Source organism: Pseudodesulfovibrio cashew (assembly GCF_009762795.1).
GTDB lineage: Bacteria > Desulfobacterota > Desulfovibrionia > Desulfovibrionales > Desulfovibrionaceae > Pseudodesulfovibrio > Pseudodesulfovibrio cashew.
The window spans coordinates 3123979-3147504 of record NZ_CP046400.1 but is presented as its reverse complement, the minus strand read 5'-3'; the positions used below and the strand labels follow the sequence as shown (position 1 = coordinate 3147504).

Here is a 23526-nt window from a genome sequence, read left to right as displayed (position 1 = left end):
TGGTTGCGGTTTTGATTATCTTTCCAATACCACAGTGGCAGCGGCAGTGTCACGGGAGTGGGTGAGCGTGATGTGCGCAGCCTTCACGCCCAATTCGTCGCATTTCTCTTTTCCGCGTCCGAGGAAGGTCACTTCCGGCTTGCCGCTTTCAGCATGCAGGATTTCCACGCACTTGAAGTGAATGCCTTGGGCGAAGCCCGTGCCCAGAGCCTTGACCGCCGCCTCTTTGCCGGCAAAGAGCGCAGCCAGACGGGGCACCGGGGCCTTTTTCGGCAGTTGGGCGATCTCTTTGGATGTGAGGATTTTCTCGGCGAATTTCGAGCCGTATTTATTCCACATGTCGCGGATGCGTTCTATCTCGGCAAGATCAATACCCAACCCGATTATCATGCGGACCCCCTAGTCCGCGAAGGAACGGACAAGTTCGGCCATGTCGCGGACCGCACGGTCCAGACCAACGTAAATGGCTTTTGCCATGATGGAGTGCCCGATGGAATACTCCATGATGCCGGGAACATCTTTGAAGGCCAGGATATTTCGATAGTTCAGGCCGTGGCCGAGGTTGACCTTCAGGCCGATACCCTGGGCCAGACGGATGCCTTCGATTATCTTCGAGAGTTCCTCGTTGCGGGCGTTAAATTCCTTGGCGTCGGCATAATGGCCGGTGTGGATCTCGATGTATTCCGTGCCTATGGCCCGAGCCGCTTCGATTTGTTTGGGGTCGGCGTCGATGAACAGGCTGGAGCGGATTCCCTTGGCGTGCAACGGGGCGAGGAAATCCTTGAGGCGCTGTTCGTTGCCTACGCAGTTGAGGCCGCCTTCAGTGGTCAACTCCTCCCGCTTCTCGGGCACGAGGCAGACGAATTCGGGATCTATGCCCAGGGCGATCCCCTGCATTTCCTCAGTTGCGGCCATCTCCAGGTGCAGCCGGGTATTGCAGGTCTTGCGGATAAGTTCCACGTCCCGGTCCTGGATGTGCCTGCGATCTTCGCGCAGGTGGACGATGATGCCGGTAGCTCCGGCCATTTCCGCCAGGTAAGCGGCGGTGACGGGCTCGGGCTCTATGCCCATGCGGGCCTGCCGGAGGGTGGCTACGTGATCGACGTTGACTGCGAGTTGCGGCATATATTTCTCCTCATTGGATTGGCTGGAAAGTGCTTTGACTATATCCAATTAATTTATGCCTTCTCGCCGCAGTTGGCAACTGCGGCGAGCGAATGTGACGATCGGGAGGCAGCATATAGATGAGTTGACACCGCGCGTGGGCACAATGTAAGGGCCACCTCAGTCAAACACCGTTAATTCAATTCGGAGTGATAACGATATGAACGTTTGTATTGTCGGCACAGGCTATGTGGGCCTGGTCTCCGCCGCCTGTTTTGCCGAAATGGGCAATGATATTTGTTGTGTGGACGTCAACCCCAAGGTCGTCGAGACGCTTCGGGCCGGCCGCATCCATATTTTTGAACCCGGTCTGGAGGACCTGGTCAAGCGCAACACCGAACAAGGTCGCCTGCACTTCACCACGGACCTGGCCGAGGGTATTTCCACCGCCCAGGTGGTCTTCGTGGCCGTTGGCACGCCTTGTGGTGAAGATGGCAGTTGTGATCTTCAGTACGTCGAGGCCGTTGCCCGCGAGGTCGGGCAATGCATGACCTCTCCCAAGATCGTGGTGGACAAGTCCACTGTGCCTGTGGGCACGGCAGACCGCGTTCGGGCCATCATCGCCGAGGAGTTGGCAAAGCGTAATGAGGATATCTCCTTCGATGTGGTTTCCAATCCCGAGTTTCTCAAGGAAGGCGACGCGGTCAACGACTTCATGAAGCCGGATCGCGTCATTGTAGGCACCGAGAACGAGGAAACCGCCACTGTGCTTAAAACCCTTTACGCCCCCTTCGCCCGCAGCCGTGAAAAGCTGATCGTCATGGGTGTCCGCTCCGCCGAGATGACCAAGTATGCGGCCAACTGCATGCTGGCGACCAAAATCTCCTTCATCAATGAGGTTGCCAATATCTGCGAGCGGGTGGGTGCCAACGTCACAGAGGTACGTGCGGGCATCGGCTCTGACAGCCGCATCGGTTACAGCTTCATCTACCCCGGGGTAGGGTATGGCGGCTCCTGCTTCCCCAAAGACGTCAAGGCACTCATCGGCACTGCCAAGGAGTATGGTTATGAAGCCAAGCTCATCCAGTCCGTGGATGATGTGAACAACGTCCAGAAGGGCGTGTTGGCAGAAAAGATCAAAGCCTACTTTGAGCCCCAGGGAGGCGTCGCCGGACGCACTCTCGCAATGTGGGGAATCGCCTTCAAGGCGAACACCGATGACATCCGCGAGGCTTCGGCCGTACGCATTATCAGGGAGCTTACCTCCTTGGGTATGAAGATCCGTGCGTTCGATCCCGTGGCCAATGAGCGGGCTCGCGAAGAGGTCGGCGACATAGAGGGCCTGGAAATTATGGACAGTCAGGAGGCCGTGCTGGAAGGGGCGGATGCTCTGGCCGTGGTCACTGACTGGAACCAGTTCCGCAATCCTGATTTCGGCAAGATCAAGGAACAGCTCAAGGCACCCATCGTCTTCGATGGCAGGAATCTTTATGATCCCGCGGCCATGGGAGAAGCCGGTTTCGCCTATTTCAGCATCGGGCGTCAGCCGGTCGCCTAGCCGTTACCAACCGGATAACAAACAAAAAACCCCTGTCTCTGTTGAGACAGGGGTTTTTTGTCGAAGATCGGAACCGGGTTAGAACTGGCCCTTGAAGGAGGTGCGGAACTGCAACTCCTGCAGGATGACTCGTTCATACTCCGGGTTATACTCGATACCCGGTTGTTCCTCCTCATCCAACATTTTGGCAACCTGTTGTGTTTCTTCCCAAAAGTCCAGTAGTTCTTCGTCGGCCAGGCTTTTGACCTGTTCCTCAAGCGACGCGTGGTCGCCGAATGCGGCGTATTGACCCATGTGCTGCGGTTCGTCCTGTAGGCTAAAATTCAAACGAAATCAGTCAAGTATGACTAAAGTGAAAAATAAGTTATTCCTTTATGAGACGCAGGTCAACCGAACTTTGGATTCAATAGATTATAATCTCTCCAACAATGTCTGATTATTGATCAAACGCCATGTATGGCTTGTTTCAAGTATGCGTTGGCAGTGAGGCTGTTGTGTTGATCTTGTCAACGATTTCATGCGACTAGATATTTTAATTGACAAAAAAAAGGACCGTTGACACAGTGAAAAGGTCAACATGGGCCTGCATGCCAGCATCCTTTTTTTTTGAGGTAGCCATGAGTATTGAAGTCGAAGATGTCACGGATATCGAAGAGGTCGAGCGCGACCAGGAAGTCATTCAACTGGTCACGTTCAGTATCGGTGAGGAGGAATTCGGGGTCAACATTCTCCAGGTGCAGGAGATCATCCGTACAATGGAGATCACCAACGTTCCGCGTGCTCCCGAGTTTGTGGAAGGCGTGATCAATCTTCGCGGCAAGGTTATCCCCATTGTGGACATGCGCAGCCGTTTTGGCCTGGAGTCCAAGGAGCACGACAAGTATACCCGCATCATCGTCATAGAAATTGAAATGATTGTTGTCGGGTTCGTGGTGGACTCTGTGTCCGAGGTGCTTCGGATTCCAGCGAACTCGGTCCAGCCTCCGCCCCCGGTTGTGGCGGGTATGGACTCAGATTACATCGACGGTGTGGGCAAGCTGGAGGACAGGTTGCTCATCCTGCTTGATCTGGATAAGCTTCTCGATAACGAGGAACGCGAGGCCCTGAGCGCCGTGTAGCCATTATTTTTCCAGTGACAAGCCGCCTCTCTCCCGTTAGGAGAGAGGCGGCTTTATTTTTCTATATTCTTACAACCAGCCAATTACCATGTCATCCACTTTCCCCGGAGCCATACAGGACTTTATCAAGGGAGCGGCCGATTCCGTCCGAGTCTTCAAGTCCGGTCCAGCCACCCAGGCCTTTGTAGGCACTTCACTGCTGGCCAGGGGCCGCTCAACGGTCATCGTGGTTCCCGGTGCTGCCGAGTTCAGGCAGATGAAGGCTCTGCTAACGCTGTTTTCGTCCAATGGCGAGGCTTCGCATAGCCCGGTCTGGGAGAGGGAGTGGGCCTTCCTGCCTCCCTATCAGCCCAAACGGCCCGATGCAGAGGCGTGGAGCGAACGGTGGGCGGCACTGTATGCACTGACTTACGGTGGGAAGTCCCGGGGCGTGCTCATGACCGTGGACAATCTGCTGCCTTTATGGCCCGGCGATTCGGTCCTGCGCGAAAACTGGATTTCCCTGACCAAGGGCGAGGACATGTCGCCCGATCTTCTGCTGGAGCAGCTTGTGTCCTGGGGATACGTGCGTCGCAAGCTGGTTTCCGGTCCGGGGGACATGGCCATGCGTGGAGATATCCTCGACATTCATGCGCCCGGATATGACTTGCCCCTGCGGTTCGAATTTTTTGGCGATACTTTGGAGGAGATCCGGCTGTTCGATGGCGCGACCCAGCGGTCGAGGGTGGATCTGGACGAAGCCGTGATCCTGCCTGTCTCGCCCGGCATTACCACCGAAGCATACGCCGCTCAGGCCCGGGAAGTCTGGAAACGGTTGCGGACTACAGGCGAAATGTCCGCCGCCGAGGAGCACTCCCTGGACGAACGGCTGGAACTCAATGACGGCTTTGTCTGGCCGGGCATGTACTACGCCGACCCTGTTGGCTTGGAGACTTATTTCCCGGCTGACACTGCTTACCTGCTTTCCTCGGGCAGTTCCTTGCGGGCTCGCCTGGAGGATCAGGATCAGGCCTGGAGGGAATACGTGGAGGAGGAGGGGCGGAGCAAGGGTGTGCGTTGGCCCCTGCGGTTTTTCTGCCGTTCCCATGAAGGGGCCCGCCAGGTTTGGCGTGACGCACCGCAGGTGGTCTTCGAGGAGTTGACTATAGGGCGGGAAAAGAACGGCATAGACCTGGCCGAAACCGCCTACAGTGATTTCACCGATCTTTTCTGGAAACCCGAGGCGTCGCGTCGTCCCTGGTCCGCGTTGATGGAAGGGGTACGGGATTGGACTCGTTCCTCTTTTCAAACCATTCTCAGCTTTCGCTCGGAGCGCTCACGCAAGAAGTTTCTCAGCCTGGCCGAGCAGGAGCATCTTCCCATATCTTTGGAGTATTCCCCAAGGAAAGCGGGGCTGTTCGCCTTGGTGTCGCCGTTACGCAAGGGCATGGAGCTGGCCTGGAGCCAAGTGCGCATCCTGGGCGAGGAGGTGCTTCAGCCCGAGCCGCCAAAGGCACACGGCAACAGAGACAAGACCTTCAAGGGATTGGATAAATACGAAGATCTCAGCGAAGGGGATCTGCTGGTCCACCGCGATTACGGGCTGTCCCAGTTCGGCGGGTTGCACTCCATGAAGCTTGGGGATGCCACCAATGATTACCTGCTGTTGTACTTTTCCGGGGAGGACAAGCTCTACCTGCCGGTGGACCGACTCAACCTGGTCCAGCGCTTCAAAGGCCCGGAAGGAGGCAGGCCGCCGTCCTTGGATAAGCTCGGCGGCACAAGGTGGGCCAAAACCACGGCCAAGGTCCGCAAGGCCATTGAAAAAATCGCCCATGATCTTGTGGAAATGTACGCCTTCCGCCGGGTCGCCAAGGGGTTCTCTTATGGCCCGCTGGACGAGATGTATGCCGAATTCGAAGCCACGTTCGGTTTTGAGGAGACTCCGGATCAGGACAGGGCGGTCAGGGATGTGTTCGCAGATATGGAACGTCCCGAGCCCATGGACCGTCTGGTCTGCGGCGATGTGGGTTTCGGTAAGACCGAGGTAGCCCTAAGGGCCGCTTTTCGCGCCGCCTCCGAGGGGCTTCAAACCGCGCTCCTGTGTCCCACCACTGTCCTGGCCGAGCAGCACTATCAGACTTTTACCAAGCGCATGGAAGGGTTTCCCGTCCGGGTCGGACTGCTCAGCCGGTTTGTGCCGCGCAAGCGCCAGAAAACGGTGCTGGAGGCCGCTGCTCGTGGTGAGATCGACATTCTTATCGGGACGCATCGGATTCTGTCCAAGGACGTGGAGCTCCCCAACCTCGGCTTGCTCATTTTGGATGAGGAGCAGCGTTTCGGCGTGAAGCACAAGGAAAAGCTCAAGCGATTCAGACAGAATATCGATGTGCTCACCCTGACGGCAACACCCATTCCCCGGACTTTGCAACTTTCCCTTTCCGGTATCCGGGGGCTCTCGGTCATCGAAACGCCGCCCGAGGACCGCAAGCCAGTGGAGACCGCCATCGCCGAGCGGGAGAAACTGGCGTTGCAGGGTATACTGCGTCGGGAGCTTGATCGTGGCGGTCAGGTGTACTGGGTCTACAATCGGGTCAACGGCCTGGAGCGGGTGGCGGAATTCGTCCGTGAACTGGCTCCTGACGCCAAGGTGGCCATGGCCCATGGCAAAATGACCGAGAAGGCGCTGGAAGAGGCCATGCACGGCTTCTGGCATGGCGAGATTGATGTCCTGGTCTGCACCGCCATTGTGGAGTCAGGGTTGGACTTCCCCAATGCAAACACGCTTATCGTGGATCAGGCGCAACTCTTCGGTCTGGGACAACTTTATCAGCTTCGGGGCAGGGTGGGCCGGAGCGACCGTCAGGCCTACGCATATTTCGTGGTCCCTCACGTAGACGATCTTTCGGAAATCGTGCGCAAGCGCTTGCGTATCATTCTGGACATGGATTATCTGGGGGCAGGCTTCAAGATCGCCATGGAGGACCTGCGGCTGCGCGGGGCGGGCAATATTCTTGGCGAAGCCCAGTCCGGGCAGATCGCCAAGGTAGGGCTTGACCTCTTTTTGGAGATGCTTGAGGAAGAAGTACGCAGGTTACGCGGCGAGGCGGACACGCGGGCTTCCGAGCCGGAACTCAATTTTGTATTCGAGGCGCATATTCCGGGGGATTACATCCCGGATGCCAAGGAACGGTTGCGGTATTACAAGGCACTTTCTTCGGCTCGCGAGGAATTGTCGCTCAAGGAACTGGAGGCCGAAATACGTGATCGCTTCGGCCATCTGCCTGAGGAGCTGGAAACCTTTCTTGGGGTCCTGCGCATCAAACAGGCCCTCTCCCGGCTACAGGTGGACAGGGCAGAGCTGTATCCCGGCCGAGCGGTTGTCTCCTGGGGAGAAAACGCAGTGGCCACCGATCCGAGAAAGCTCATGGATTGGATTGCCGAGAGACCGGAGCGGGCCAAAGTGTTGCCTCCGGCCAGGTTGGAGTTGCGTTATGAGCAGACAGAATCCATGCGTCGGGCTCTGGAGGAGACCGCTTCCGAATTGGAGGAGTTGCTCGGATCGAATGTCGGAGAGACGGCAACCGTCAACCAAGAGGAAAGATGATTAAAAGAATATTAATATGTTGCGCAATGTTTCTCTTGCTCGGCTGCTCGGGCGATGCCGACGAGCTCGGGATCATCGCACGCGTCAACGGGGTGCCCATTCAGCTGTCCCAGTTGGAATTCCAGCATGATCAGTTCCAGGCCGACACGGCCGGGGCCTTTGTCCCGAGTGTGGAGAAATTGCGCCAGGAGTACGGAGAGATTCTCACGGACCTGATCGTTCAGGAGCTGGTGGTACAGGAGCTGGCCCGTCGGGATCTGCCCGTCACCGATCGAGAGTTGCTCAAGGCCGAGGAAACGGTGCGCGCCGATTATCCCGAGGGCGCCTTTGATCAGATGCTGGTCGAGGAGTACATCGATCTTAAGGCTTGGAGAAAGCAGCTCAAGGCCCACTTGGCCATGAAGAAGTTTTATCAGCAGGTGCTCAGGCCGCAGATCAAAATTGATTACAAGGAAGCTGAGCAGTATTACAGGGAGCATATCTCCGATTTCTACCTGCCGGAAAGCCTACGTATTTTGGTGGTGCGGGGGCCAAGTCGCGAAATCGTGGGAAAGGCCGTGGAAAAATTTCTGGCCGAGCGGGATTCGGTGAACCTGGAAACCGCATTCGGAGAAGTTGAAACCCGCGAAGTGGTCGTCCGGGAGGGCAAGCTGTCCGCTACGTGGAAAAACGCCATGAACGGACTCAAACCCGGTCAGGCCAGCGGTGTCCTGACTGATCGTTTCGGGTTTGAGGCGCTCGTGCTTCTGGAAAGGAGTCCGGCCAAGATGTTGCCTCCGGCACAGGCCTATCCCATTGTGGAGAAAGCCTTGCTGGAGAACAAGATGCGCGATGCCTTCGGAGCCTGGCTGAAAAAGGCGGTCGCCGCTGCCGATATTCAGGTTTCAAGTCATTTGTTGCCTGAACGGGATGGTATGGAGGAAGAGGAAGCCCCCGCGATTCCGGGCGATGATCTTCCTGGCGAACCGGAAGGGAACGGAAGCGACGGCTAAGTCGGCGCGTTCGTTGCATAGTTTTCGCAAACAGACTAGAATCCGTCAAAATCACATGATCGAAATCCTCCTGCCGGGGGATCAAGGAGCCATACGTGTTTCGATATTTGTCTATGATGCTGTGGGTGTTGATGTTGATAGCACCCGTGCGCGCCCTGGCCGATGAGGTCGTGTTCGATCGTATCCTGGTCAAGGTCAACGACGATATTATCACCCAGTACGACCTGGACGAAGAGATCAAACCTGTTCTCGCCAAACTTGGTAACAGGCAGCTGTCCGTTCGTGAACAGGAGCAGCTCGACCAATTCCGCAAGCAGGTCCTCGAACGGATGGTCAACGACAAGCTTATGGAACAGGAAATCAAGAAGTTCGAGATCGTGATCTCCGATGATGCGGTGGATGCTGAGATCAAAAAGATCAAGAAAGAGCAAGGGTATACGGATGAAGATTTCAACGAAATGCTCAAGAAGGATAATTTGACTCTTGAGGATTTCCGTACCAAGCTCAGGGGCATAATCGAGAAGCAGGAGTTGCTTGGCTATATGGTCCACAGCAAGGTGTTGGTTACGGACTCCGAGATCAAGGAAGAGTATGACGCGCACCATGACGATTATGTGCTTGAGAAATTGATTTCATTGGCCATAATAGTCCTGCCGCCCGATGTCGCAGCAACTGAAGTGAAGAAGCGGATTGAGGATGGCGAGTTGACTTTTGCCGAAGCTGCGGAAAAATACAGCATAGGTCCAGGAAAGGAGAACGGCGGATCCATCGGAGAGGTCGCCTGGAATGATCTTGCCGATGATTGGCAGCGATCTCTTGACGGGATCAAGGAGGGAGGCGTCAGTGCTCCCATTGAAGTTCAGGGCAACAAGGCGCTCCTGTCGCCGGTCAAGGTCATTGAAGACCGGTTGATTCCCTTGGATGAAGTCCGTGACGAGATTTTCAAGCGGCTCATGGATGCCAAGCGGGAGAAGGTTTTTGACGAATACTTTGAACAGTTGAAGCAGAGCTCGGTAATCGAGTACATGGAATAACCCAGGTATACCTACGGAGATTTCAATGGATTTTCAGGAACTTGGAGAAGCGCTGAGGCAGGAGCGGGAGAAGAAGGGGCTGTCCATCGAGATGGTCATGGATTCTACCAAGATCAGCCGGACGAACATCGTTGCCATGGAAAATGGCGATCGTTCCTCCTTGCCGCACCCGGTCTATGCCAAAGGTTTCGTCAAGAGCTATGCCCGGTTCCTCGGCCTCGACGCCGAGGAGTTGAGTATGGTTGTGGATCGCGAGTACCAGGATGAGGCGGGCGGACCGGAAGAACACATCTACGAAGTGTCTCCTGCCGCAGAAAAAGCCTTTCAGGACAAGGACTTTCAGGAAGGGAAACGCCGCGTTCGCTGGCCGTTGTTGCTGATTCTGGTTTTGCTCCTGGCTGGAGGCGGACTCTTCTTTTTCAATCTCAAGGGAAAGAATGCGGATACGCCGGTTCCGCCTGCGCTGCAGGAACAGACTGGCGAACAGCCTGCTTTGGAAGCCCCTACGGGCGAGGAACTTTCTGCGCCTGAGTCTGAAGCCGCACCGCCTGCTGACAGTGAGCTCGCACCGCAAGCCGACGATGAGGCCGCAGGACAGGCTGCCGATGAAGCCGTGGAGGAGGTCCCGGAAGCAAAGGAAGTCTCAGGTGATACTGCCAAGGCGACCGATGAGGCGGGCGTAGCCGTGACGGAGACTGCTGCTAGTGCGGACCGTGCCGAGCGGGAGGCGGCGGAGCAGGGTGCTGAAATCGATGAGCAGCCCGCTGAGGCTATGGCTGAAAAGCAGCTGTATGATCATGTCGTGATCATTCGCGCAATCACTGAAAAAGGGTGTTGGATAGGCGTCTGGAAGGGCGATGAATCCCGTATGTCTCGCGATTTTGTGCTCAAACAAGGAGAGCCCCTCAGACTGATGTTCAACAGCCCGCGCCGCATCCGCATCGGCAATGTGGCCGGCGTGACCGTGACCTACAACGGCAAGCCCTACAAGCTCGAAGATAACAAGACCAACATCCAGACTTTGCAGATCGGGTACTAACCCGTCCCCGGGGGACTTGCGGCATGGGGGCCACGGAAAAAGCGCTTGTCCTGAAAACGGGCCGTTTCCGGGAGTCGGACGTCTGGGTTCGTCTGCTTACACCATCGCGCGGCATCTTCAATGCCTTTGCCTTCGGCGGGAGCCATAGCCGACGTCGTTTCGTTGGTTGCCTTGACCCGCTTTCCCATGTTCTTTTCACCATCGGTTCCGGCAGGCGCGGAGAGTATACGGTTCTGGAGGAAGGATCGTTGCTCAACAATTTTCCCGGTGTGCGCAAGGACCCGCTCAAGACGGGCATAGCCGCCAACTGCGTCAAGTTCATTGAGGCCGTGGATGCCGGTCCGTCGGATGCCGTCCATGCCTACGGCCTGTTGCTGGAGACATGGGAGATGCTGGAAACGGGTGGGGCACCCGACTTCGTGCCTTGGTTGTTCCGGGCCCAATATGCCTTTGCCATGGGCTATACGCCGGACTTTCTTTCCTGTGGCGCATGCGGTAAGCCGGTGGGTACGGAAAAGGGATATCAGTTCGGCGTGGAGACCGGGCAGGTAGCCTGTCCCACTTGTCTTTCCGCCGGGAAACCGTTAGAGGGACTTGCTCGGCAGGTTTCCGCCGGTGCGTTGCGCGCCCTGGATTGGATACAGCGGAGCAGGCCTGCCGACTGGGCCTCCGTGGAAATGGACGTCGGTATTCGCCGCCAGTGCAGTCAACTGGTGGAATTGTTCGTTGCCTATCACCTGGGCCTGTCCTGGGATAACGGTATGTATAAAAAGGTATGAGTTGGAGAAACTGATGAATTTTCAGAACGTCATATTGACACTTCAGGATTTCTGGGCCGATTACGGCTGCGCCGTGGTGCAGCCTATGGATATCGAGTGCGGCGCGGGCACGTTCAATCCCAATACCTTTTTCCGCGTCATAGGTCCCGAGCCGTGGAAGACCGCCTATGTAGAGCCTTCCAGGCGTCCCACTGACGGCCGCTACGGCGAAAACCCGAACCGTTTGCAGCACTACTATCAATTCCAGGTCATCCTGAAGCCTTCGCCGGACAACGTTCAGGAGCTGTATCTCGAGTCACTCGGGGCTCTCGGCATTGATGCAAAGGCCCACGATATTCGTTTTGTTGAGGATGACTGGGAGTCGCCCACCCTGGGCGCCTGGGGCCTTGGCTGGGAAGTCTGGCTCAACGGCATGGAAGTGACTCAGTTCACCTACTTCCAGCAGGTGGGTGGCATCGATCTCAAGCCGGTGTCCGTGGAGATCACCTACGGCCTGGAGCGTATCTCCATGTATCTCCAGGAGAAAGAATCGGTCTATGATCTCCAGTGGAATGACGAGATCACCTACGGCAACGTCTTTCATCAGAATGAAGTGGAGATGTCCAAGTACAATTTTGAGTTGTCCACGCCGGAATTGCTGTTCGATCTCTTTAACAAGTTCGAGGCCGAGTGCCTGAAGTTGTGCGAGGAGGGATTGCCTTGGCCCGCATACGATTGCTGTCTCAAGTGTTCCCACTCCTTCAACATGCTGGACGCTCGCGGCGCCATCTCTATCACCGAGCGCGCTACCTACATCGGCCGCGTCCGGAACCTGGCATCCAAGATTGCCCGTCTCTACGCCGACCAGCGTGAGGAGATGGGATACCCCATGCTGAAGAAATAACGCTGCCACGCGCAATTACAATAAAAGAGTAGAACAATGGCCGAATTCATACTGGAAATCGGAACCGAGGAAATGCCTGCCCGCTTCGTGCCGAAGCTGGCTGCGGAGTTGAAAGAGACTTTCGGCAAGCTGCTGGACGAAGCCATGGTCGAGGCCGCCGAGGTGCGGACCTTTGCCACGCCGCGTCGTATCACCGCGCAGGTGGTGGCGATCGCCGAGGCGCAGCGCCAGGAAGAGGAGACCGTCACCGGGCCGCCCACCCGCATCGCTTACGACGCCGACGGCAACCTGACCAAGGCCGGGGCCGGTTTTGCCAAGACCCAGGGCGTGGCCGAAGCAGACCTCTTTAAAATGGACACGGGCAAGGGTGAATACCTGGCGGCCAAGAAGGTCGTGGGTGGTGGCAAGACTGCTGACATTCTCCCTGAACTCTGCCTCAAGGCAGTGGAATCCCTTTCTTTCCCCAAACGGATGCATTGGGGCGGGTATGACTTTACCTTTGGCCGTCCCGTGCGCTGGTTGCTGGCCTTGCTCGATGACGCCGTGGTGGAATTCACCGTGGAGAACATGACCTCCGGACGGGAAACGCGCGGCCATCGGGTCATGGGTCCGGGACCGTTTGCCGTGGCTTCCTCAGCCGACTATTTTTCCGTTATCGAGAACGACTGCAAAGTTGTCATCGATCCCGAGGAACGCAAGAAGACCATCGTGGCCGAAGGCGACAGATTGGCCAAGGAACTGGGCGGTGAGATCGTCTGGAACGACGGCCTGCTGGATGAAGTGGCCAACCTGGTCGAGTACCCGAAGCCGCTTATTGGCGACATCGATGAGTTGTATCTGGAACTGCCGCGTGAGGTACTTCTTACCTCCATGCAGTCCCATCAGAAGTCTTTCGGTGTCCAGGGGCCCGACGGCAAGCTCATGGCTCATTTCCTGACCACCCTCAACCTTGAGCCCACTGATGTGGCCTTGGTAAAGAAGGGGTGGGAGCGAGTGCTGAAGGCTCGCCTGGAAGACGCCCGTTTCTTCTGGGAAGCCGACTGCGAGGTGGAGTTCCAGACCTGGCTCGACAAGTTGGAAAACGTCGTCTTTCTCGGTCCGCTGGGCTCGGTGGGAGACAAAGCGCGTCGCATTGAAACTCTGTGTTCCAAGCTGGCCGGAATGCTCGGCGAGTCCAAATCCATCCTGCCGGGCGAGATTGCTGAATACGCCGAGGCCGGACGTCTGGCCAAGGCGGACCTCGTTTCCGAGATGGTCATTGAGTTCGACTCGCTTCAGGGCAAGATGGGCGGTATCTACGCGGCTCGCAAAGACAAGGGTGACATCGTCTCTCAGGGCATCTACGAGCAGTACCTGCCTGCTGGCCCCGATACCCCGGTGCCTTCAAGCCTGTCCGGTGCGTTGGTCTCCATGGCGGACAAGGCCGACACCATGGCCGGTTGTTTCGGCCTGGGCAAGAAGCCCACAGGTGCAAACGATCCTTATGCCCTGCGTCGTTGCGCTCTGGGCATCGCCAGGATCATCATGGAGCATGATCTGGACGTCGACCTGGAGGTTTTCCTGAAGAACGCCCAGGCTGCGTACAGCAAGGATATCAAGTGGAAGGTGGAGCAGGGCGAGTCCCTGTCCAACCTGATGGAATTCTTCGGCCAGCGTCTGCGCGCGCTGTTCACGGGCCAGGGCTTTGACACCCTCGCCGTTGACGCTGCCCTTGGTGCCGGATTCAACGACATCCGGACCCTCAAGGCCCGTTTGGAAGCTCTTGCCGACTTCACTAGGGAGGCGGACTTCGAGCAGGCTGTGCTGACCTTCAAGCGCGCTGCCAACATCATCCGCAAGCAGGGTGACGAGGCCGGGCAGGTCCTGACCGGAGGCTACACCAAGGAGTTGTTCGAAGGCGAGGCGGAAACAGCATTCGGTACCCGCCTGGAGGAAATGGGGCCGCGTTTCGACGATCTGTGGCAGGCCGGCGACTTCGCCGGACTGATGGGACTCCTGCGGGAGCTGCGCCCGTCCGTGGATGCGTTCTTCGACAACGTCATGGTCATGTGCGATGATCAGGAGGTTCGCCTCAATCGGTTGAATCTGCTCAAAGCGCTGGTGGACAAGCTGGGTCGTCTGGCCGATTTCAGCGCTCTGCAGGTTTAGGTTGGTCCGGTGCGGCCACTTTGTTTGCCGCAGGGACAGAGAAAACGCTTGACATCAGAGGCAGAGTCCATATAAAAGGCTCTCCCTTTGGGAAGAATCACAAGCAAAAGCTTTTTTTACGAAATACATTGATCAGGAGAAATTACCTTGGCTAATCACAAATCCGCCCTGAAAAGGCACCGTCAGAGCTTGAAGCGTCGCGCCCGCAACCGCATTTCCAAGACCCGCATCAAGAACACCGTCAAGGCTGTTCGTGTTGCCATCGAGGAAAAGGATGTCGCCAAGGCCAACGAGGCTCTCAAGGCCGCCGCTTCCATTCTGGACAAGGCCGCCCGCAAGAACGTTATCCACGCTGCCCAGGCCAAGCGCCGCATTTCCCGCCTGCAGGTAGCCATCAATAAGATCGAAGCCTAGCTTCATCTGCGCAATTTCTGCGAAAGCAGCCCGCCGCACTTCCGTGCGGCGGGCTTTTTGCGTTGGGTCGTGGTAATTGTATACTTCCACCGTATTGTTCGTGATGCTCCATAGTTATGGTGAATTGTGTATTGCTCAGCATAATTCATTTGTGGTATTGGATGTAAAATCATAATCCAACCAGGGAGGAGTATTCATGAAAAGGATTTTGTCTCTCGTATTGATGTTGCTCATGCTTACTGGCGTTGCCTATGCTGAAGGCGTCCAGTGCAAGGCAGAATACGGTCCAGGGAAGACCGTATACAAATTGGCCACGGGCAGTCCCGGCGAGCTTGGTTTGCTGAAAGTGTTGGCTGAAACGTTCAATGCCAAACATGACGCCATGATGTGCTGGGTCAAGGCCGGTTCCGGCAAGTCCTTGGCATTGCTCAAGGCGGGTGAGGTCGATGCCTGCATGGTGCATGCTCCTGCCGCCGAGAAACAGGCTGTGGCTGATGGATGGGCCGTAGGCCGCACACTGATAGGTTCCAATGAATTCTATATTGTCGGCCCTTCGGACGATCCCGCGGGCATTGCCGGTGCCAAGGACGCGGCGGATGCCTATACCCGCATTGCCAAGGCCAAGGCTCCGTTTATGTCGCGTGGCGACAATTCCGGCACAAACAAGAAGGAGTTGGCTATTTGGAAAAAGGCCGGGATCACACCTTCCGGAAGTTGGTATGTCATCACCAAGGATTTCATGATGGCGACCTTGAAGCGCGCAGACGCGGAAAAGGGCTACTTCATGACTGACAGCTCCACCTGGGTTGCCGGGAAAAAGGAGATGAAGGATCTCAAGATCCTGTTCCGAGGCGATCCCATGCTCATCAACACCTATCACGCCCTGGCTTCGCCTGAGGGTGCTCCCAATCACGCTCTGGTCATGGAATTCATCAGGTTCCTTTCTTCGGATGAAGGGCAGGGCATCATTGCATCCTACGGCAAGGATTTGTACGGCGAGGGTATGTACAATGATGCCGAATACGCAAAGCAGTATGATCATTAGATCACAGAGGGTACAATAACCAAAAGGGGGAAGCTGAACGCTTCCCCCTTTTTTGATTTCAGGCTTGGCTATCTGCCTTCGTTGGCAATCTCTTCCAGTTGACTCCGGTCCAGGATGGTAATTTCTTTGCCGTCGATGTCTATGATCTCCTGTTCACTGAATTTCTTGAAGATGCGTGACAGCGTTTCCTGGATGGTGCCCAGGTAGAAGGCTATCTGTCCCTTGGGCAGGTCTAGCTTGAAGGTGTCGGAATCCTGGGACGAACGGAGCAGCAATAGATAGGAGGCCACCCTGGACGGTGCCTCCTTGAGGCTCAGGTCGTCGATCTTGTTGACCAGTATGCGCAGCCGCTGGGCGAGCATGGCCATCATCTTCATGCCCAGGTCCGGGTCCTTGCGGATCATTTCCGCGAATTCACGGCGCGGAAAGAAGAGAGCCTTGCAGGGTTCAATGGCCTGCCCGTGGGCTGGGAAGGTGCCACCTTCGAAGACCGGGACTTCGCCGAACGCCTCACCTGGGCCGAAAACGTGCAGTATCTGCTCCTTGCCTGAAGGAGAGGTACGAAAGATTTTTACTCGGCCGGAAATGGGAGCAAAAAAACCATGGGCCGGGACGTCGGCTTCGAACAGAAGCTCGCCCTTTTCGAATTTTTTAATAATGGATATCTGTGCGAGTTTTTCGAATTGTTCATCTGGCAACCCTTCGAAAAACATGACGGATTTGACCGCTTCCAACTTGTTCATAGATGCAGGCTCCCCTCAAAATCAATTGGTATTTGTACAAGTTGACCTAAGTCATAGTCCTCGTCAAAGGAAAAGGGCAGAAAGGGGACACGGAGAACGGAAATGAAGAACGCCATTATTGCCATACCCATCCTTGCGCTGCTGCTCCTCGGGGCGCATGCGCTCAGACAGGGAGACTTCGGTCTGGCAGCCGGATTCGGGCTGGTGGCCGGGCTGGTCTTTTCTCGCAGGGGATGGTTGCGGCTTGCGGCAATGGTTGCGTTATTCTGGGGCGGCTTCATTTGGGCCGATGCCACCGTTCAGCTCATCCAGTTCCGCCAGGCCATGCAATTGTCCTGGGAACGGTTAGCTTGGATCATGGGCGGGGTGATCGGATTTGATGCCTTGGCTCTCCTCGTCCTTTTCGGCAAGACAGGTCGGGAGTATTTTTACAAGAGCAGGGCAACAGCATTGCCCCGCGCGGCCATCTTCATATTGACCGCTTTCGGTCTGGCCATGGCTCGGGCCAAGGTCTCCTTTCCGATCCTCTTGGCGGATCGTTATCTGCCCGGCTGGGGATGGCTGGAGATCGCGCTGCTTTCGTTCTATGCCCAATGGATCGGCGGCCTTATGCTTGACGCCAGCTCACACCGGATATTGCGGCCGCGCATTTGGGGTCTGTTTTCCGCCGTTTTTTTCGGACAACTTCTCCTGGGGCTGGCCGGGCTGGACCGGATGCTCATGACCGGGACGCTGCATCTGCCGGTGCCCGCGCTCATCCTTGCCGGACCGGTTTTCCGCGGGGAAGGGCTCTTCATGATCATTCTCTTTTCAGTCACGGTCCTGCTGGTCGGTCCTGCATGGTGTTCACATCTCTGCTACATAGGAGCTTGGGACGATGCCATGAGCCGACGGGGCGGACGCCCTGTCCCCAATGCGCGGTGGGGGCGCCTGAGCGTTTACGGCCGGCTGGGAACCCTGTGCCTGACTGTGGGCGTGGCCCTTTGCCTGCGCCTTCTGGGCGTGTCCGGTCCGACAGCGGTGGGTTTTGCTGCGCTCTTCGGCCTGGCCGGCGTGGGTGTCATGGCTATTGTTTCCCGGCGGGCAGGGGTGATGGTCCATTGCACCGCGTATTGCCCCATGGGACTCATTGCCAATGTGTTCGGCAAGCTCTCTCCGTGGCGGATTCGGATCGATGACGATTGTAACCGGTGTGGAGCGTGTTTCTCACGTTGCCGATACAGCGCGCTGGATGCCTTTTCAGTGGCGCAGGGCAAGCCCGCCATTTCTTGCACCCTTTGTGGTGACTGCGTGCCCGCCTGCGCGCATGGGCGCATTGGCTACCGTTTCCCCGGTCTTTCGCCTAAGCAGGCCCGGACAGTATTTATTGTTTTGGTTGTCAGTCTCCATGCCCTGTTCCTGGGTGTGGCTAGAATATAGATGTTTATGTAAAATTGTGAGGTTAATAAGATGGTTACTAGAAAGATGATCTCCATTGACGAAGAGTTATGCAACGGTTGCGGACAGTGTGTCCCCGCTTGCGAGGAAGGTGCTCTGGCCATCGTGGACGGCAAGGCCAAGCTGGTAAAGGAAATCTACTGCGACGGCCTGGGAGCCTGCCTTGGCGATTGCCCCACTGGTGCGCTCAAGGTTGAGGTACGAGAGGCTGAGGACTTCAACCCCGAAGCTGTGGCCGAGCATCTCAAGGCTCAGGGACGTACCGTTCCCGGCCATATGCCCGATCCGGAAAGCCTGCGGTTGGACAAGCCCGCTGGAGGCCCCCGACCCATGGGAGGCTGCCCCGGGTCCGCCATGCAGGCCCTGACCCCTTGCGGTCAGGCCAACGTGCCTACCGCTACGGCTCCGGCAGGCGGTTCCCAGCTTTCGCACTGGCCCATCCAGTTGCGTCTGGTACCGCCCACAGCGCCGTTTCTCAAGGAGGCTGACCTGTTGCTGACCGCCGATTGCGTGGCCGCGGCCTATCCTGGCTATCACGCCGAATTTGTTCCGGGCCGTGTGGTGCTTATGGGTTGCCCCAAGTTCGACAACCAGATGGAATACGTGGAAAAGCTTGCCGGAATCATAGGCGAAAACGATCTGAAGTCCATAACTGTCCTTGAAATGGAGGTCCCGTGCTGTTCCTCCATGTCGGTCATTCTTGGCGAGGCCGTCAAGCGGGCGGGCAAGTCTGTTGACACAATCAGGGTGACCATATCCCGGACCGGAACCATCCTGAGTTCCGTCCCTCTGGAGTTTCAGTCCTAGGAGGCTGCCATGAAGAAGATAGCGCTTTTTGAAGAACATGGTTTCAAGGAGTTGACCTTTTCCAATTACCTGGTGCATGAGTCCGAGTTCATGAAGGTCATCAATTTCAACTTCAAGGCGGGCCAATCCCTCCCGGTTCATTCCCACGATCTGGAAGGCGAGTTGACCCTGACCATCCTTGAAGGCGAAGGAGAGTTTCTCGGCGCGGATGGCTCGTCCATGCCTGCCCGGACAGGCGACGTGCTTGTCTCGGAGATCGCCGAGCCCCACGGAGTCAGGGCGGCAACGGACATGCGCGTCCTGGTAACCATAGCCCCCCCAATTTGATATATGAAAACACAAGAATACATTGAAACCCTCCCCAAGGGAGCCTGCCGCTCTCGTGGGGAGGGACTCTATTCGGTCATGGCCCGGACCCCGCTGGGGGACGTGAGCGCGGAGCAGCTTGACACCATCAACGCGGTCGTCAAGGAATTCGGTCTACCAGGCGTCAGAGTGACTGCTCGGCAGCGCATCCAGCTCATAGGTATCCCCGAGGACAAGCTGCGGACAGTCATTGAGCGCCTTGGCCTAGTGGGCGAAGGGCGCAAGTACTTCGTCCAGGCGTGTGCGGGAAATTCTTCCTGCCGTTTCGGGGTCAGGGATTCCATGGAGATGGGAGCCCGCCTTGAAGAGTTTCTTAACGGATTCGATCTACCGGCCAAGCTGAAGTCCGGTGTATCCGGTTGCCCCATGTCTTGTGGTGAGAGTTACGTACGAGATATCGGTTTGGCAGGGACGCCGAAGGGCTGGACAGTCCTCTTCGGAGGCAATGCGGGGCGTCGCGTGCGCAAGGGTGATGTCCTGGCCAAGGGCGTTTCAGACGAGGAAGCTTTGAAAATCGTGGGCAACGCCCTTGATTTTTACGCGAAAAACGCCAAGAAGAAGGAACGCACCGCACGCTTTGTCGAGCGGGTAGGTATTGATGCGGTACTGGAAGCCGTAAACGGCGCCTAACGTCACTTTTTCAGGAGTTTGACATGCAGGATAAAGGCGCTCCCAAGGGAGCCATTCTTCAACGTGACAAAAAAACCTATGCCATCGTTCCCCGCACACCCGTAGGGCTGGTGACGCCAGACGTTCTCGAAGCCCTGGCCCGGGTGGGACGCAAGTTCGAGATTCCCATCATGAAGATTACCTCCGGCCAGCGCATCGCCCTGGTTGGGCTGGAGGAGGAGCAGGTCGAACAGGTATGGGACGACCTCAAAATGGACATCGGCCCGGCGGTTGGACTTTGCGTGCACTATGTGCAGGCCTGTCCCGGTACCGAGGTCTGCAAGTTCGGCGTACAGGATTCCCTGGGACTCGGTCTGGAGTTGGAGGAGATGTTCGTAGGCAAGGAACTCCCCGCCAAGCTCAAGGTTGGTGTCTCCGGTTGCACCATGTGTTGCGCCGAGTCTTATGTGCGTGACATCGGCCTGATCGGCAAGAAGAATGGCTGGACCATGGTCGTGGGTGGTAATGCCTCGGGCAAACCGCGGATCGCGGATGTCCTGGCAGAAGACCTGACCCGGAGTGAGGTCGTCGAACTGGTCGGCCGTTTCATGGAATATTACAGGGAGAATGGCAACAAGCGCGCCCGTTCGGCCATGTTGCTTTCCAAAGTCGGCATCGACGCGGTCAAGGCGGCCATCCTGTAGGTTGTTTCCCCGATTCTTTTTAGGCAGGCGGTCCCGATTTTTCGGGCCGCCTGTTTTGTTGTATTTCATTAGGATACCTGGACAGCGGGAAAATTGAGCGATATTGCTCAACCTGATAAAGACAGGTAGAAGACACTGGGAAGCACTTTCACGCTTCGAGGAGAAAATCGTTGAGGATCATCATTATTGGAGCCGGTGAAGTCGGCTATCATATCGCCCGTCGGCTTGCCGTGGAGAACAAGGAAGTCGTGGTCATCGACAAGAGCGCAGAAGCGCTCAGGAAGTTGGCTGAGGCCTCCGACGTACAGACCATAACCGGCTCCGGGTCCAGCCCGGAGATTCTTGAGCAGGCCGGAGTGGAGGAGGCGGATATTCTCCTTGCGGTTACCGACAGCGATGAGATCAATCTTATCTCCTGTTTTTTCGCCAATATGTTGAACCGGGAGATGACCAAGCTCGCCCGGGTGCGTAGCGAGATGTACACCGACTATCGCCACCTGCTCATGGACGAAGGCGCGGGCATCACCAAGGTCATCAACCCCGACGAGGAAGTGGTTAACTCGGTACTTCGGCTCATGAGTGTGCCCGGGGCCGTGGAGATCAACGAGTTTGCGGGCGGCAAGATCCGGCTCATCGGGATAAATCTGCCTGATGGAAGCCCCCTGGTAGGAACCCGGCTGATCGATTTGCGCGGGAAGATCGGTGACGATGTGGGCATCGTTATTGCGGCTTTGGTGCGCAACGGCGAGTTGATCATTCCCAGCGGTCTCGACGAGATCCGGCAGGGTGACGTCATCTACTTCGTCTGCGACATCCGGGACCAGGAGGAGATCGTTTCCCGTCTTGGCGTGGCCACCGAGCCCGTGCGAGAGGTGCTTATCATTGGCGGTGGCAATATCGGTTTTCGCCTGGCCAAGGCGCTGGACAACAAATTTTACCACACGCGATTGCTGGAAAATCGACAGAAGCGCTGCGAGTTTTTATCCGAGAAGCTGGACAGGCCTATTGTGCTCATGGGGGACTCCACCGATCAGGAAATCCTGCGGGAGGAGAACATTCAGGATATGGACATGGTCATCGCCGTGACCGGAGATGAGGAAACCAACATCCTGAGTTGCCTGCTGGCCAAATCGTTGGGTGCCAAACGGACGGTTACCCGCGTCAATAATTTCGGCTATATGCCGCTAATCGAGCCCATCGGCATCGACTATGTGGTCTGTCCTCGGCAGTCGGCCATCAATTCGCTTCTGCACTTTATACGGCGGGGCAGGATAATCTCCTCGGTCAATATCAGGGGAGAGGAGGCCGAGGCGCTTGAGGTTATCGCCCACGAGGATTCTCCCATTGTCGGAAAGAAGGTCAAGGATATCGACTTTCCGCGCGGTTGCCTGATTCTCTGTTTCCAGCGCGGGGACGAAGTTGTCATTCCTCGAGGTGATACCTTGATTGAGCCCAAGGACCAACTCATTATCATCTCAACCCGCCAGAATATTCCCAAGGTCGAGAAGGTCCTGACTGCAAAGGTGGAGTTCTTCTAGATGCGCTGGAAATACGTCCTGCATGTCATCGGCGCTCTGATTGCCTGCGTCGGTATGACCATGGTCTTTCCCGTTGCCTGGGCCCTCTACTACCACGACGGCACGGCCTCGGCCCTCTCTCTGGCCATGGCCATCACCATAACATCCGGTGTTGTCCTGTTTTTTCTGTTTCGTGATCCGGAAGCCTCCAAGTCCCAATCGGTCATGTCGCACCGTGAAGGCATGGCCATCGTCGCGCTCGGGTGGTTCGCTGCAGGAGCTTTCGGGGGGCTGCCGTTTTATCTTAGCGGCACGTTTGATTCGGTGGTGGATTGCGTTTTTGAATCCCTGTCCGGGTTCACCACCACCGGTTCCTCAGTCCTCGCTGACATCGAATCCATTCCCCGGCCCGTCCTGTTCTGGCGCTCTCTGACTCACTGGCTCGGGGGCATGGGCATTATCGTTCTTTCCCTGGCCATCCTTCCATTTCTCGGCGTTGGCGGCATGCAGCTTTACAAGGCCGAAGTTCCGGGCCCGGCGCCGGACAAGCTCAAACCTCGCATCAAAGACACGGCCATGACCCTGTGGAAGGTCTACCTTCTGTTCAGCCTGGTGGAGACGATTCTGCTAATGCTTGGTGGAATGGACTTTTTTGATTCCCTTTGTCACACATTCGGGACCATGGCCACGGGCGGTTTTTCGACCATGAATACCTCGGTCGCAGCGTTTGATTCGGCGTATATCGACTATATCATTACCGTGTTCATGCTTATCGCCGGGATTAACTTCACCCTGCATTATGCGCTGCTGAAGTGGAGGCCGCGCGAAATGATAAAGGACCCCGAGTTCCGGGTCTTCGTTGCCATGGTGGCGGTTTTTATCGCTGTTATCAGCGTTGCCGTGTACATTGGCGGGAACTACGACAACACTGCGGATGCCGTGCGCTACACCTCGTTTCAAGTGGCCTCCATCCTGACCACTACCGGCTTTGCCACGGCCGATTACGAACTATGGCCGGGGATCGCCCAGGCCATTTTGCTGTTTTGCATGTTTATCGGAGGGTGTGCAGGCTCCACGGGCGGCGGCATGAAGGTCATGCGCATGATGCTGCTCGTCAAGCATTCTTACAAGGAGCTGTTCCGGCTCATCCATCCCCGCTCCGTCAACCGGGTCAAGATGGGGAAGATAGTTGTGCAGGACGACGTGCTCAGCGGTGTCTGGGGATTCTTCGTCCTGTGGATTGGGCTGTTTGTCCTGGCCGGCTTCGCCGTTGCCGCAACAGGGGTGGACGTGGTCACTTCCTTTGCCTCGTCACTGGCCTGCATCGGTAATATCGGCCCCGGTATCGGCGGCGTCGGCCCCACCGACAACTTCGCCTGGATGCCCGATACAGCCAAGTGGGTCCTGACCTTCTGCATGGTCCTGGGGCGACTTGAAATTTATACGGTCATCATTCTCTTTGTGCCTGAATTTTGGCGCAAGTAACCACGCCCATTCGCTTTCCCAGAAAGCCCGCAACACTTCCCAGTTACCGAATCGAGCCGAGGGAGACCTCAGTACCCTATAGCTGTGTGGGAGATATGCTCAAATCGCTTGTGTGTACGAATGAATGATTGGTGTCGAAAGTCTATAGTATTTTCAGA

At 56.6% G+C, this 23526-nt stretch carries 22 protein-coding genes; 18 read left to right on the top strand and 4 right to left on the bottom strand.

Features of this window, described 5'->3' with window-relative positions; all coding sequences use genetic code 11:
• Positions 1–15: 15 nt before the first annotated feature.
• Positions 16–390: a holo-[acyl-carrier-protein] synthase gene (locus GM415_RS14350; RefSeq protein ID WP_158949342.1), complete on the bottom strand. Its 375-nt coding sequence runs from the start codon at positions 388–390 to the stop codon at positions 16–18.
• A gap of 9 nt (positions 391–399) precedes the next feature.
• Positions 400–1125 (bottom strand): pyridoxine 5'-phosphate synthase, encoded by a 726-nt coding sequence (locus tag GM415_RS14345; protein WP_158949340.1) that lies wholly within the window; start codon positions 1123–1125, stop codon positions 400–402.
• A 199-nt stretch (positions 1126–1324) separates the two neighbouring features.
• On the opposite strand from GM415_RS14345, the gene GM415_RS14340 reads away from it, so the two are divergent.
• The gene (locus tag GM415_RS14340; RefSeq protein WP_158949338.1) at positions 1325–2662 is read left to right on the top strand and encodes a UDP-glucose dehydrogenase family protein; all 1338 of its coding nucleotides are present in this window, start codon (positions 1325–1327) and stop codon (positions 2660–2662) included.
• 78 nt (positions 2663–2740) lie between these two features.
• Here GM415_RS14340 and GM415_RS14335 read toward each other — a convergent pair whose 3' ends face one another.
• Positions 2741–2956, bottom strand: coding sequence for a hypothetical protein (locus GM415_RS14335; protein WP_158949336.1), 216 nt, complete (start codon positions 2954–2956; stop codon positions 2741–2743).
• A 323-nt stretch (positions 2957–3279) separates the two neighbouring features.
• Here GM415_RS14335 and GM415_RS14330 point away from each other — a divergent pair, with 323 nt between their 5' ends.
• The 10 genes from GM415_RS14330 (at position 3280) to GM415_RS14285 (ending at position 15700) form a co-directional block, all read left to right on the top strand.
• Positions 3280–3780, top strand: coding sequence for a chemotaxis protein CheW (locus GM415_RS14330; protein ID WP_158949334.1), 501 nt, complete (start codon positions 3280–3282; stop codon positions 3778–3780).
• A gap of 88 nt (positions 3781–3868) precedes the next feature.
• Positions 3869–7366, top strand: coding sequence for a transcription-repair coupling factor (gene mfd / locus GM415_RS14325; protein WP_158949332.1), 3498 nt, complete (start codon positions 3869–3871; stop codon positions 7364–7366).
• Positions 7363–8358: a peptidylprolyl isomerase gene (locus GM415_RS14320; RefSeq protein WP_158949330.1), complete on the top strand. Its 996-nt coding sequence runs from the start codon at positions 7363–7365 to the stop codon at positions 8356–8358. Before mfd ends, GM415_RS14320 begins: the two co-directional genes overlap by 4 nt.
• A gap of 131 nt (positions 8359–8489) precedes the next feature.
• Entirely contained in the window at positions 8490–9392 is a 903-nt protein-coding gene (locus GM415_RS14315) for a SurA N-terminal domain-containing protein (protein WP_242012259.1), read from the top strand.
• A 25-nt stretch (positions 9393–9417) separates the two neighbouring features.
• Positions 9418–10431, top strand: a complete 1014-nt coding sequence (locus GM415_RS14310) for a helix-turn-helix domain-containing protein (protein WP_158949326.1) — start codon at positions 9418–9420, stop codon at positions 10429–10431.
• A 23-nt stretch (positions 10432–10454) separates the two neighbouring features.
• Positions 10455–11210 (top strand): DNA repair protein RecO, encoded by a 756-nt coding sequence (gene recO, locus GM415_RS14305; RefSeq protein ID WP_158949324.1) that lies wholly within the window; start codon positions 10455–10457, stop codon positions 11208–11210.
• A 13-nt stretch (positions 11211–11223) separates the two neighbouring features.
• Positions 11224–12093: a glycine--tRNA ligase subunit alpha gene (gene glyQ, locus GM415_RS14300; protein ID WP_158949322.1), complete on the top strand. Its 870-nt coding sequence runs from the start codon at positions 11224–11226 to the stop codon at positions 12091–12093.
• Between the two features lie 36 nt (positions 12094–12129).
• On the top strand, positions 12130–14241 hold the full coding sequence (glyS, locus tag GM415_RS14295; protein WP_158949320.1) for a glycine--tRNA ligase subunit beta: 2112 nt from the start codon (positions 12130–12132) through the stop codon (positions 14239–14241).
• A 147-nt stretch (positions 14242–14388) separates the two neighbouring features.
• Positions 14389–14655, top strand: a complete 267-nt coding sequence (gene rpsT, locus GM415_RS14290) for a 30S ribosomal protein S20 (RefSeq protein WP_158949318.1) — start codon at positions 14389–14391, stop codon at positions 14653–14655.
• 196 nt (positions 14656–14851) lie between these two features.
• A complete protein-coding gene (locus GM415_RS14285) occupies positions 14852–15700 on the top strand; it encodes an ABC transporter substrate-binding protein (protein WP_158949316.1) in 849 nt (282 codons plus the stop codon).
• A gap of 68 nt (positions 15701–15768) precedes the next feature.
• Here GM415_RS14285 and GM415_RS14280 read toward each other — a convergent pair whose 3' ends face one another.
• A complete protein-coding gene (locus GM415_RS14280) occupies positions 15769–16443 on the bottom strand; it encodes a Crp/Fnr family transcriptional regulator (protein WP_158949314.1) in 675 nt (224 codons plus the stop codon).
• A gap of 102 nt (positions 16444–16545) precedes the next feature.
• On the opposite strand from GM415_RS14280, the gene GM415_RS14275 reads away from it, so the two are divergent.
• From GM415_RS14275 to GM415_RS14245, 7 genes are all read left to right on the top strand, one after another.
• Entirely contained in the window at positions 16546–17862 is a 1317-nt protein-coding gene (locus GM415_RS14275) for a 4Fe-4S binding protein (RefSeq protein WP_158949312.1), read from the top strand.
• 30 nt (positions 17863–17892) lie between these two features.
• Positions 17893–18687 (top strand): ATP-binding protein, encoded by a 795-nt coding sequence (locus GM415_RS14270; protein ID WP_158949310.1) that lies wholly within the window; start codon positions 17893–17895, stop codon positions 18685–18687.
• A 9-nt stretch (positions 18688–18696) separates the two neighbouring features.
• Positions 18697–19014, top strand: a complete 318-nt coding sequence (locus GM415_RS14265; RefSeq protein WP_158949308.1) for a cupin domain-containing protein — start codon at positions 18697–18699, stop codon at positions 19012–19014.
• Positions 19015–19017: 3 nt separating this feature from the next.
• Positions 19018–19683, top strand: coding sequence for a nitrite/sulfite reductase domain-containing protein (locus tag GM415_RS14260; protein WP_158949306.1), 666 nt, complete (start codon positions 19018–19020; stop codon positions 19681–19683).
• 23 nt (positions 19684–19706) lie between these two features.
• Complete coding sequence (locus GM415_RS14255) at positions 19707–20366, top strand: nitrite/sulfite reductase domain-containing protein (protein WP_158949304.1); 660 nt, start codon at positions 19707–19709, stop codon at positions 20364–20366.
• Between the two features lie 170 nt (positions 20367–20536).
• On the top strand, positions 20537–21904 hold the full coding sequence (trkA, locus tag GM415_RS14250; RefSeq protein WP_158949302.1) for a Trk system potassium transporter TrkA: 1368 nt from the start codon (positions 20537–20539) through the stop codon (positions 21902–21904).
• Positions 21905–23368: a TrkH family potassium uptake protein gene (locus tag GM415_RS14245; protein WP_158949300.1), complete on the top strand. Its 1464-nt coding sequence runs from the start codon at positions 21905–21907 to the stop codon at positions 23366–23368.
• Positions 23369–23526 lie beyond the last annotated feature (158 nt).